This is a genomic window from Lysinibacillus xylanilyticus, from assembly GCF_001708185.1.
GTDB lineage: Bacteria > Bacillota > Bacilli > Bacillales_A > Planococcaceae > Lysinibacillus > Lysinibacillus xylanilyticus_A.
On record NZ_MDDN01000001.1, the window covers coordinates 900,311 to 911,615 of the forward strand.

At 32.8% G+C, this 11,305-nt stretch carries 12 protein-coding genes; 8 read left to right on the forward strand and 4 right to left on the reverse strand.

The window, feature by feature from the left end:
- Positions 1 to 57 precede the first annotated feature (57 nt).
- Positions 58 to 930 (forward strand): glycine betaine ABC transporter substrate-binding protein, encoded by an 873-nt coding sequence (locus tag BFJ97_RS04340; RefSeq protein ID WP_068983394.1) that lies wholly within the window; start codon positions 58 to 60, stop codon positions 928 to 930.
- A gap of 249 nt (positions 931 to 1,179) precedes the next feature.
- Here BFJ97_RS04340 and BFJ97_RS04345 read toward each other — a convergent pair whose 3' ends face one another.
- Positions 1,180 to 2,028 carry a CPBP family intramembrane glutamic endopeptidase gene (locus tag BFJ97_RS04345; protein ID WP_068983395.1) on the reverse strand — a complete coding sequence of 283 codons (849 nt, stop codon included), beginning with the start codon at positions 2,026 to 2,028 and terminating at the stop codon, positions 1,180 to 1,182.
- A gap of 756 nt (positions 2,029 to 2,784) precedes the next feature.
- Here BFJ97_RS04345 and BFJ97_RS04350 point away from each other — a divergent pair.
- The 5 genes from BFJ97_RS04350 to BFJ97_RS04370 all read left to right on the forward strand — a co-directional run bounded on the left by BFJ97_RS04350 (position 2,785) and on the right by BFJ97_RS04370 (position 7,041).
- Positions 2,785 to 3,510 carry a response regulator transcription factor gene (locus BFJ97_RS04350; RefSeq protein ID WP_139114372.1) on the forward strand — a complete coding sequence of 242 codons (726 nt, stop codon included), beginning with the start codon at positions 2,785 to 2,787 and terminating at the stop codon, positions 3,508 to 3,510.
- Positions 3,507 to 4,601, forward strand: coding sequence for a sensor histidine kinase (locus tag BFJ97_RS04355; protein ID WP_068983397.1), 1,095 nt, complete (start codon positions 3,507 to 3,509; stop codon positions 4,599 to 4,601). The genes BFJ97_RS04350 and BFJ97_RS04355 overlap by 4 nt, the downstream gene beginning before the upstream one ends.
- Before the next feature lie 68 nt (positions 4,602 to 4,669).
- The gene (locus BFJ97_RS04360) at positions 4,670 to 5,584 is read left to right on the forward strand and encodes an ABC transporter ATP-binding protein (protein WP_068983398.1); all 915 of its coding nucleotides are present in this window, start codon (positions 4,670 to 4,672) and stop codon (positions 5,582 to 5,584) included.
- The gene (locus tag BFJ97_RS04365) at positions 5,581 to 6,297 is read left to right on the forward strand and encodes an ABC transporter permease (RefSeq protein ID WP_068983399.1); all 717 of its coding nucleotides are present in this window, start codon (positions 5,581 to 5,583) and stop codon (positions 6,295 to 6,297) included. The genes BFJ97_RS04360 and BFJ97_RS04365 overlap by 4 nt, the downstream gene beginning before the upstream one ends.
- Before the next feature lie 18 nt (positions 6,298 to 6,315).
- Positions 6,316 to 7,041 (forward strand): ABC transporter permease, encoded by a 726-nt coding sequence (locus BFJ97_RS04370; RefSeq protein ID WP_068983400.1) that lies wholly within the window; start codon positions 6,316 to 6,318, stop codon positions 7,039 to 7,041.
- Positions 7,042 to 7,211: 170 nt separating this feature from the next.
- Here the strand turns inward: BFJ97_RS04370 and BFJ97_RS04375 are convergent, their stop codons facing one another.
- From BFJ97_RS04375 to BFJ97_RS04385, 3 genes are read right to left on the reverse strand one after another with little or no spacing between them, the layout of a single operon-like run.
- Positions 7,212 to 7,991 carry an aminoglycoside adenylyltransferase domain-containing protein gene (locus tag BFJ97_RS04375; protein ID WP_068983401.1) on the reverse strand — a complete coding sequence of 260 codons (780 nt, stop codon included), beginning with the start codon at positions 7,989 to 7,991 and terminating at the stop codon, positions 7,212 to 7,214.
- A 15-nt stretch (positions 7,992 to 8,006) separates the two neighbouring features.
- Positions 8,007 to 8,591, reverse strand: coding sequence for a TetR/AcrR family transcriptional regulator (locus BFJ97_RS04380; RefSeq protein WP_068983402.1), 585 nt, complete (start codon positions 8,589 to 8,591; stop codon positions 8,007 to 8,009).
- The gene (locus BFJ97_RS04385) at positions 8,558 to 8,755 is read right to left on the reverse strand and encodes a hypothetical protein (protein WP_068983403.1); all 198 of its coding nucleotides are present in this window, start codon (positions 8,753 to 8,755) and stop codon (positions 8,558 to 8,560) included. Before BFJ97_RS04385 ends, BFJ97_RS04380 begins: the two co-directional genes overlap by 34 nt.
- Positions 8,756 to 9,158: 403 nt before the next feature.
- On the opposite strand from BFJ97_RS04385, the gene BFJ97_RS04390 reads away from it, so the two are divergent.
- Positions 9,159 to 9,881, forward strand: coding sequence for a response regulator transcription factor (locus tag BFJ97_RS04390; RefSeq protein ID WP_068983404.1), 723 nt, complete (start codon positions 9,159 to 9,161; stop codon positions 9,879 to 9,881).
- Complete coding sequence (locus tag BFJ97_RS04395) at positions 9,878 to 11,275, forward strand: sensor histidine kinase (RefSeq protein WP_068983405.1); 1,398 nt, start codon at positions 9,878 to 9,880, stop codon at positions 11,273 to 11,275. Before BFJ97_RS04390 ends, BFJ97_RS04395 begins: the two co-directional genes overlap by 4 nt.
- The last annotated feature ends 30 nt before the right edge of the window (positions 11,276 to 11,305 follow it).

Below are 11,305 nucleotides of genomic sequence, written 5' to 3' on the forward strand. Positions count from 1 at the left end.
TTAAGTTGTTACTTGTTAATTTCTAGGTATTTTTTAATCCTAAGAAAGGGAGATTTTATGAGATTCAGTAATCTATTGAAGCTAGGATTAGCTTTAGGATTGAGTTTAATAGTAAGTGCTTGTGACTCAGATGGTGAAGGTACACAAAATAACAAAAAAAAAGAAGTGAACTTAGCCTATGTCGAATGGGACACTGAAATTGCCTCTACGAACATAGTAGGACAAGTTCTAGAGGATTTAGGATATGATGTAACACTAACACCACTCGATAATGGAATTATGTGGGAAGCTCTTGCAAACGGAGAGGTCGATGGTATGGTGTCAGCTTGGCTACCACAAACACATGCCCCACAAGTTGAGAAGTACAAGGAGAAAATAGTCGATTTGGGTGAAAATCTAACAGGCGCAAAAATTGGCTTAGTTGTCCCTAGTTATATGGATGTAAACTCTATCGAAGATTTAACAAATGAAGCAAATAAGACGATAACAGGTATTGAACCAGGAGCAAATATGACGGCAACAACAGAAAATGCTTATAAGGAATACAGTAACCTAAAAGGCTGGAATGTACTTACCTCATCTGCAGGCGCGATGACAGCAGCTCTTAGTCAAGCAATTGAAAAAAAAGAAGAAATCATTGTTACAGGTTGGTCTCCTCACTGGAAATTCAATGCTTTCGATTTAAAATATTTAGACGATCCTAAAGGTATATATGGAGCTGAAGAATATATTGGCACATTTGCACGTAAAGGATTGAAAGAAGATGATCCAGAAGCATATAGTGTTCTTGATAACTTCCATTGGACTGCAGAAGATATAGAAAGTGTTATGTTTGACATTATGGAAGGCACTGATCCTAAAGAAGCAGCTAAAAAATGGATTAAAGAAAATGAAGATAAAATTTCAGAGTGGACAAAGGATGTAAAATAACACGAATGATAAGTTTTATATACTCAGCTAGCAGTTTTACATACCGAGAAGCATTTCATAATAATTGGTAAAAAATCTGTCTTTAGAGATCCTATCAAAAAACGTGAAAAACATAAGCTAAGCGGTTTTTACCTAAATAGTCGATTCCTAGTACAATAAGGAATCGACTTTTATAATTTTTTTATGCGACAATCAGGCCCAACTGTTGAACAATGAATCAAATAATTTATGAAAGCGATATGGTTCAAACTATGTACTTTTCCTTATAAAACGCTTCGCACCTAGTATAACGAGTGATACAATGATGCCCCCAATAATCATCATACCAATAGAGATTAAGACACCTAGCCCAGGTACTGATTCATGGTAGATTATGATTGGCGGTACTCCATATTGATTTGGCGAGACGACAAACCTCATGATTTCTAAATATGCAAGGTGAAAACCTATTGTTGTCCAAAGACTACCCGTCCATAGACGGAGTAACTGCAAACATATTCCAAAGCATAGAATTAACATGATATAAAAGATATTTATAGATACTCCGGGAGTAAGGCCAACAAGCGCTTGAATAAAGGCAACTGCAATAGTGACAGATACAAATAGTAAGGTTTGAAATAATACCGATAACCAAGCTGAGAATCTATGGCGTAATGCATCATATAACATACCTCGCAATCCAAATTCCTCTGGCATAGCTTCATAAAAAATAGCAAATAAAATATTGATTAGTAGCGCACCAAACCACTGATCAGGGGTTTGCCAGTCTTCAATGACTATCCACCCTTGAAGACTGGCTATAATGAATCCCAATGAAGCCAGTGCAGTTGCCAAGAGAACCCCGGTAATAAAGTGATTTAGCCTTTTCCAAGAATACACCGGCACCTTAGGTTTAACTCCTGTCATCTGATAGACATGCTTATATAAGTACAAAATAATAGGAACAACTAGCCCGCTCATCACAAGACCCTGAATAAAATATTGAGAATATCTTGATGAATCGAACAACTGTGCAGAAACTTCACCGGAAAGAGAAGCTAGGAACAAACTGGCGACTAATGTTGACCATCCAGCGAGCATAAGACTTATCCATTTCATATATTCATTTCCTCCCATAAGCTTTTTAATTGAATCTTTAAGTGTGTCTTTAAACTTTTGACGTCATCGTACTGTTTTACGAACGATATCTCGCTAAAGAAAATGATACTCTTTTGTGAGTTTGCGTATAGAAGGAAGCAACTGACCTTCTTGTAATTCACCTATTTAGAGTAGCTTTCTAACTTGAGTAAAAATTGGATCTTTTATGCTATTGAAACAATAATTTGTATGTAAACACCTCCCCACCCAATATTGTATATACTCTTTATATACAATATATACAAAAGGCATAAGTTTTGCAAGCTCAACTATTATTGAAATTTGCCACCTGCTTCCTTCTTATTTAGGTCACCGCGGACACCCATGTACTTGGCTACCATTACTTCTGTCTTCGTGGTTTGGGACTTGCACCCTATAGATTACGTCCACGCCGGGCGCACACGAAAAAATCCATTCACTCAGTAATGAGTAAGTGGATCTTTTCATGTTATTTTAAGACTTCCAGATGGAAATCCTCTTTTCAGAAGCGATTTTATGTGACCAAATATGTACTTTTGCTTTTTCCGCACCTTGCTGAATTTTTCTAAATTCAACCACAAATGAATCCATTATTAATGTTCGTACTTCTTTTCCATACAATACTTTCTTTGTATTTAATATTACATTTCCATTCCCATTTATTGAAAAATACGTGCTTTTTTTGTATGTTCGATATAATATCAGTAGAAAATATTATTATTTTAGGAAAGAAGGGGCATTATGAATTATTCCTTACTATTAGTAGATGATGAAAGAGGCTTATTAGATGTACTAGAGTTAGCACTAAGAAAAGATGGGTTTCAAAATATACATACAGCTACAACTGGAATAGAAGCTCTAAATAAAATTAAAAAGCAATCTTTCGATCTTATTATTTTAGACATTATGCTACCCGATATAGACGGTTTAGAAGTATGTAGGCAAATGAGGACACAAATAAATACGCCTATTATATTTCTAACTGCTAAAGGAACTGACATGGATAAAATTTTGGGGTTAACTATTGGAGGCGATGATTACATAACAAAACCTTTCAATTCTTTAGAGGTCATTGCACGTGTAAAAGCAAACTTAAGAAGGCAAGAATTCATAGCTAATGAACCAAAAAAGTTTGAAGAAAAAAGATTTCACCTAAACAATAACGTTCAAGTATTAGAAGAATCTGGTGAAATTTATGTTGATGAAAACCTTATTGAATGTCCTGCTAAAGAATTTGAGCTCCTAATTTTTTTATGTAAGCATCCTAATCGTATTTTTAGCGTTCGGCAATTATATCAAAAAGTTTGGGGAGATTTTTACCTTGGTGACGAGAAGACAGTGGCCATTCATATTTCTAGATTGAGAAAAAAGATTGAAGCAGATCCTAGAAAGCCCTCTACCATAGTAAATGTGCGGGGATTAGGCTATAAGTTAATTTTAAAAGACAAGGAGCAAAAAGATTGAAAATATTTTTGCGTTTTATTTTTCACTTCATAAGTATCATTAGTTTATTAGCATTCTTTATGCTTTTTATCTATATTTTATTAGCGCAACTAATAACTAACTTTATGATATCACCACATAATTTCCATATTTACGCTGCTATAATATTTGGTATTTCATTCGTCATTTTTGCAGGTTTGTATAGTTGGTATGTAATTCAACCTATGATTTATTTAATTTCTTGGATTAAACATCTATCTCAAGGAAAGTTAGAAAAACCGTACAAAAAAACTTATTTGCCTTCCTTAAAAAAAGTCATACCCAAATGGCTGAGGAAGTCAACTCAATACTTTGAAGAGTTGGAAGATCATATGGAACAACTAACCTATACTTTAGAGCAGAACAAAAGGTTGCAAAAGCAATTAGATCAATCTAAAAGAGAATGGTTATCCGGTGTATCTCATGATTTAAAAACCCCCCTTTCTTATCTTAAAGCTTATTCTAGTTTATTATTATCATCTGATTACAAATGGTCAGAGGAAGAAAAGTCCAATTCATTAAAAATTATTTATGAAAAATCTCTCAATATAGAATCACTTATTGAGGATATGAATCTTTTATTTCAATCTGAGAATGGGGATTTATTAGTTTCATTAAAGGATGTTAATATCATAGATTTTGTTGAAAATATTGTAATTGATATGGCCAACAGCCCCCTCGCAGAAGGTTATAATCTAAGCTTTGAAACAAACATTTTTTCCTTACATATGAAGATAGATAAAAAACTGATGAATAGAGCATTATCTAACCTTATATTAAATGCAATAGTTCATAATCCTCCAGGTACAGATATATCAATTAGTATTTCTTACAATGAGGACATGAATATATATATAAAAGATAATGGAATCGGAATGGATGAAGATACTTTAGAACATTTATTTGAAAAGTATTATAGAAATTCTAAATACAATCGTTCCCATAGCAGTGGTTTAGGCATGAGTATCGCTCAATCCTTCATAGTTTCTAATGGAGGTAAAATTAGTGTTAAAAGTAAAATCAACGAAGGAACAACAATCAAAATTAATTTGCAGGATACTAATAATTATTAGTATCCTATTTATTTTGTGTTTACCTCCTGTTTACTTACGTTTAGTAGTATATACGCGAGGTGAAAGATATGGATGAATATATTATTAAAACAAGAAACCTAACAAAAAAGCATGGAAATGTAACTTCAGTTAACAGCTTGAACTTAGAGGTACCTGAAAGAAGTATATACGGATTTCTAGGACCTAATGGAGCAGGTAAAACAACCACCATTAAAATGCTACTGGGTTTAATTAAACCTTCTAATGGCAATATAGAGATTTTTAATAGGGATTTATTAAAGAATAGATCTTCTATTTTATCTAAAGTTGGATCTCTAGTTGAATCTCCTTCATACTATGGACACTTAAGTGGATACAAAAACCTAGAAGTACTAGCTACTATGTTGGACATAAAAAAAAGCAGAATTGATGAAGTGCTGAGATTAGTGCGCTTAACAAAGGAAGCACATAAACCTGTCAAACATTACTCTCTAGGTATGAAACAGCGATTAGGTATTGCCTCTGCATTAATTGGTGAACCAAAATTACTAATATTAGATGAACCAACTAACGGTCTAGATCCTTCAGGAATTCAGGAAATAAGAGAATTAATTATTGAAATGCCTAAGCAGTTTGGTATTACCGTGATGGTTTCTAGTCATTTATTAAGTGAAATTGATGCCATGGCTACACATGTTGGAATTATAAATGAAGGGAAATTAGTCTTTCAGGATAAATTAGATGTTTTACAAAATAAAAATAAATCTCAACTTTATCTTGAAGTCGGTAACTCTAAATCGGCTTATTCACAATTAAGAAATCAAGGTTGGGAAGTAGATCATAACTCTAATGGTCTGTTAGTAAATTCCATTTGCCGTGAAGATATCGCTAAAATTGTTGAATCTTTAGTATTGGAGAAGAATCTCATTTATAAAGTTAATGAACACAAACGTTCATTAGAAGATATTTTTCTAAATTTAACTAAAAAGGGGCAAAGTTTATGATGCTTCGCCTTTTATTAGCAGATTGGCAAAAACTAAAAAAGATACCTGTATTAGGAACTATATTAATAGGAATTATAGGCTTATGTGGTGTAGTATCTGTTCAATCGTATTTTTGGAGCGATAAAGTAAGCGAATCAAAAGGCATTTTTATAATCGCTATTTTAAACTTATTCCTCCATTTTACTCTAATGGTTATAGCTACTCTTTTACCATCAATTATTGCAGGAAATGAACATGATTCTAATAATTGGAAAAAGATTTTCTCACTTCCAATATCTAAAATCCAAATATTTTTTAGTAAAGCCATTTTAGTAATTTCTTTATTAGCGATTACAAGCCTCTTAATAGTATTGGGTTCTATTGTTATCTGGTCAACCTTTGTAGGCTTCGATCAAATAATTTGGACTTTACTCTTGAAACAAATCGCTTTTTCATTTTTAGCTTCTCTACCTACTATTGCTATTCAATTATGGTTGTCACTAAGTATTAAAAATCAAGCCGTACCAATTTTAATCGGGATCATTGGAGCAGTTTCAAGTTTATTCTTAGCACGTTCTTCTTCAACTATGATTAATTTTTTACCTTGGTCATATCCTCCTTTATCCACTCCATTATTACCAAATTCTATAGATTGGGTTTGGAAAGGATTATTAGTAGGATTATTAATTTTTATTTTAGGAGCAGTAAAGTTTTCAAAACAAGAAACTCATTAAGAAAAAGGGAGTAAATAAATGTTTATACGCAGCCTTAATTCAGAAAAAATAAAAATTCAATGGTATTTTTTCTTTCTATTAATCATTTGTGAAACATTAATAAATAGCTTCTTGTCTTTTATTGCCGTAGGTCAAGACTTCGCATTAAATTGGAATAATTTCTATACTTATGCAGCTAATTTTCACTCAATGTTTTTCTTTCCTTTATTAGCTGGTTTATTCACGACATTGTTATATCGTTATGAACATAACAATAGTAATTGGAAAAACATTCTAACAGGATCTATACCTAAACATTATATTTATTTATCAAAAATGATATGGGTCTTTTTATTTTTAATCATTACTCAATTGTTCTTCTTTCTGAGTTATTTCCTAATTGGCCAAATTTTAGGAGCAGAAGGAACGTTACCTTTATTTTCTATTTTCAAAAGTTTAATTGGAGGCATTATAGCTATTATCCCCTTGTTAGCATTACAATCATGGATTTCTATATATATTAAAAACTTTGGTGCATCCTTGGTAATTGTACTAGGTTTAATAATTCCAAATTTATTATTAACAGGAATGCACTCTAATTTAGGCGGTTGGTTTCCTTCTACAATACCTTTTTACACAATGATGCCACAAGGCACACAATTTTCTCCTAGAGTTGATTTATTTAGCCTTTATATAATTGTTGCTATAACTTCAACTGTTTATATACTAAGTGGCTCAATTTCTTTTCGGAAAAGGGAATGGTAATAATCGATTAAAGGAGTACAAACAAATGTTATAGAAAACTTTTCACATTAAATAATAGGTATTTTAAGAATGAACGTAATTATTTGAAATACCTATTATTCATATAATATTTGCACTTCTAACTTAATATTTTTCGAATTCTCCTTTTGAAGAATTAATCTAATGGAACATTATCTAGATAAAAAAGCCTGATTACAATACGCTCTCAAAGAGTTTATAAAATGGATTGTTGCATTTTTTCGTTCCCATCGATTTTTATAATTGGACTTGGCTTGGTTTCTACCTCTAATTCTAAGTGCCTCTTGAAGAATGTCAGAATAGGTTAAATCGAAGTCCTTGATTACTTCTTCACAGGCCCGTTCCTTTGACGTAATCTTTCCTGTTTTCAATGTATAATACACTCGACATAAGGTTAAGACAATGAACTCAATCCAAGAATCGAATAAAAACAAATAGCTTCGGGAAGCTTTGTTCGCTATATAGTGGTTAAGATTGTACTCCATCTCCTGCATAATATCCTGCCAATCTATGCTTGAGTAGTATGTAGAAAAGTTAGGGCCGTAAACAGCATATGAATCATGAACGAGCTGATAAACCGCAACTTTCATAAGCCTTCTTTCCCCCTTACACTTTGTACCCTCAAAAAAAGGGAAAGATTTATCTAAATCCAATTGGTTCTGCTCATTCAAGGATAAGTACTCACATTCAAATTTTTGGACTAACGGATTTCCAGCTCTAACATTCTTATGAAGATACGATAATTTTTTTAACTCTTCGCCCGTCATTTCTCGACTAAAAACCGTCACAAAATCAATATCACTGCTCTCAGGATGAAAGGCATCTAAAACGGATGAGCCATATAAATAGACACCTAGAACTTGATTAGGGAACATTTCATTCAAACTGCTACTATAGAGCATCATTACTTTCTTGACTTCATTATTGATCATGTTTCTTTAACCCCTTTATGTTTCGAGTAGCTTAACTCCTTGTTTTACGATTCCTTCCCATAATGGATATTTTTCAGGTTCAAGCATAATCATTGTAAATCCACTTAAGAAAGATAGATAAGCCCACGTTTTATCGCGAAGTTCTTGTTCGGTTTCATTTAAATTAGAGCGCTCCTTCAACAATCCAGTCATTCTCTCCACAAACTCATATGTGATGGAAACGGCTTCTTGCTCTAGCTCTGGAAATCTCCCAGCTTGGGAAAACAGGTATTGTAAAATTCGTAGGTTTGTTGGATCTTCACGATACTGCCCCACATGATGCCTCACCATCTGCTCTAATTGCTCTGATCGTTTTAAGCTATCTGGTAAATAAAGTTGTCCTTCTCTAGTTTCTTGAAATGCTTCTTTGACGGTATTCTCAAACAAATCCTCTTTGCTAGGAAAATAAAGTAAAATTGTAGCAGGATTAATTCCTATTGTCTTCCCTATACTAGAAAGAGTAGTCTTAGAAAAACCCTCTCTAGGAAATTGCCTTTTTGCTTCTTTTAATATGGCATTTCGTTTTTCTAATCTCTGTTGATTGTTGATTGTTCTTGCCATTCATCATCCCTCACTATCAATTTAGCCTTGGCGTAATTGCGTCCGGATTTTGAATTGTGCACACACAATTCATTCCTTTCAAAATTCGTGACATCCGCCGGGGCTTTATCTTCATTCAGTATGCGTTTGAACACCCACTGAAAAGAAACCACTTCCGCTTCCATCTCACCGCCTCCAGAGGTAGGAGTCTTCCGTAGCTGACGAGCTTTGCTTTCGCTACAAAAATATTTGCTGAATGAAAATAAATAAATAAACGTTTATTTATTTATTGTAAATGAATCGTACTTGGAAGTAAATACCTTTTAAACACACAGATTTATTGCCTGCAATAATTGTACCATTTGAATCCATCCATTCATCTTTGTGTATTTTTACACTATGTCTAATCTCTACTATTAATAGCTGGACATTTCCCTTTGTAAAGTGATAGATCATTTAGGTATATCGGAAAATAATAATTCTTCCCTACAATTGGTAAGAAAAACCTCAAATTACTATTCTACTGTGGAATGAAAATGGTACATTAATTATTAAAAGTAATATTAGAAAGATATTGAGGTGCAATAAATGATACATAATATACCGGATCTTCATACAAAGAAAATTCTTATAGTAGATGATGAAGAAGAAATTTTGAATTTGCTAGAGGATGTTTTAAGGAAAGAGGGATTTCAACATATTTATACGTATACAACAGGAGAAGATGGCGTACGGATGTGTAGGCAAATACAGCCAGATCTTATTTTATTAGATATTATGCTTCCAGATATAGATGGATTTACTGTTTGTCAGCAAATTCGACAGTTTACATTCGTTCCAATATTTTTCTTATCGGCGAAAAATGAAGATTTAGATAAAATACTTGGATTAAGTATAGGTGGCGATGATTATATTACAAAACCTTTTAGTCCAAAAGAAGTAGCATATAAGATGAAAGCGTTTTTTAGACGTAATCAATATCAAGAAAAGGTTCAGTCTATATATCAGTTTGGAGACGTTACGATTGATGAAGCACAAGGGACAGTGTTGAAGGGGGATACATTACTAACTTTAACAGCAAAAGAATTTAACATCTTACTATTTTTAGTAAAGAATCCAAATCAAATTTTCAGTAAAGCCCGATTATACGAAGCTATCTGGGGAGAATCATACTTAGGCAATGATAATATTCTGATGGTGCATATGAGGCATTTAAGAGAAAAAATTGAAGATAATCCTTCCAAACCACTTTATCTTGTAACAGTAAGGGGACTAGGATATAAACTTCATACAAAAGGTGAACTTAGATGAAGTGGAAAGTCACAGGGCTCTATATCGCATCATTAATTGGATTAACTATGTTTACCCTAATCGCTCTATTTTTTGCTTTTAGTTATTTAGTATTTTCTTATAACCCTGAAGGAATGGACGATCCAGAAGGCTTAGTAGTGGATTTTCGAAAAGAAATAATTGTAGAAGATGAAAATGTTTCTATAACGAATACAGGTAAAAAATTTTTACAAGAGCATGGCGCATGGTTACAAGTATTAAATCATCATAGCGATGAAGTATTTCAAATGTATAAACCAGAAAATACACCTACCCACTATTCCCCTAGTGAGCTGATTTTCCGCTATAAATACGCTGTTGGAGATTATACAACGTTTGTGGCTAAATTAGATAACAGTACACACGCTGAAAGTTATATTGTCGCTTTTCCGTCAAAACAAGCATTGCGAAAATCTGTCTATTTGAACTTCAGTAATTTATCTAGCCTCTATCCATTTGGGATTTTAATGTTACTAGGCGTAACAGTCCTTTGCATTTTATTATTTGCTTATATTGTGGCAAGGTATATGTCAAATCCTGTTGTTACGATAATTGACCATATTAATAGACTAAAACAAGGTCACTATCAACAAGTATCCGCAAAAAAAGGGATTTATGCAGAGGTATATGCAAATCTGAATCAGTTATCACATCAATTAGAGGATATTAATGTTCAAAGAAAAAAGCTAGATACAATGCGAGAAGAATGGATTGTCAACATCTCTCATGATTTAAAGACGCCACTTTCTTCTATTAAAGGTTATAGTGAAGTTATAGCGAATCAAGACTATAAAATAACGGCACAAGAAATGTATAAATATGCTGATGTAATTCAAAATAAAGCCATTTATATTGAAAAACTAGTTAATGATTTAAAACTAACGTATCAATTAAAGAATGCGTTGTTGCCTATCGAAAAAACTACAGTAGATATTGTAGATCTTACTCGAGAAACGATTATTGAATTTATGAATATGCCTTATTATAAAAATCAGCTGATTGAGTTTGAATGCTCTCTGAAACAACTACTTATAAAAGCAGATCAGGGATTAATTCATCGTGTACTAGTAAACTTATTGAATAATGCACTCATTCATACTGATATTGACACATTCATACAAGTTCATATAAAACAAACGTCCACACACGCCATAGTTACAATTGAGGACAATGGTGACGGAATAAATAAAAATGAATTACCACATATTTTTGATCGCTATTACCGTGGTACAAATACTGATCCAAAAAATAGTTCAGGTTTAGGAATGGCGATAGTAAAGGAAATCATTGTAGCTCATAGTGGAGAAATTGTAGTTGAAAGCAGCAAAGGAGACGGTACTAAAATTACATTTCAGCTTCCATTAGAAGAAAATTAAGCGAAACTTAAGGTCATCTCAATTGAGGAT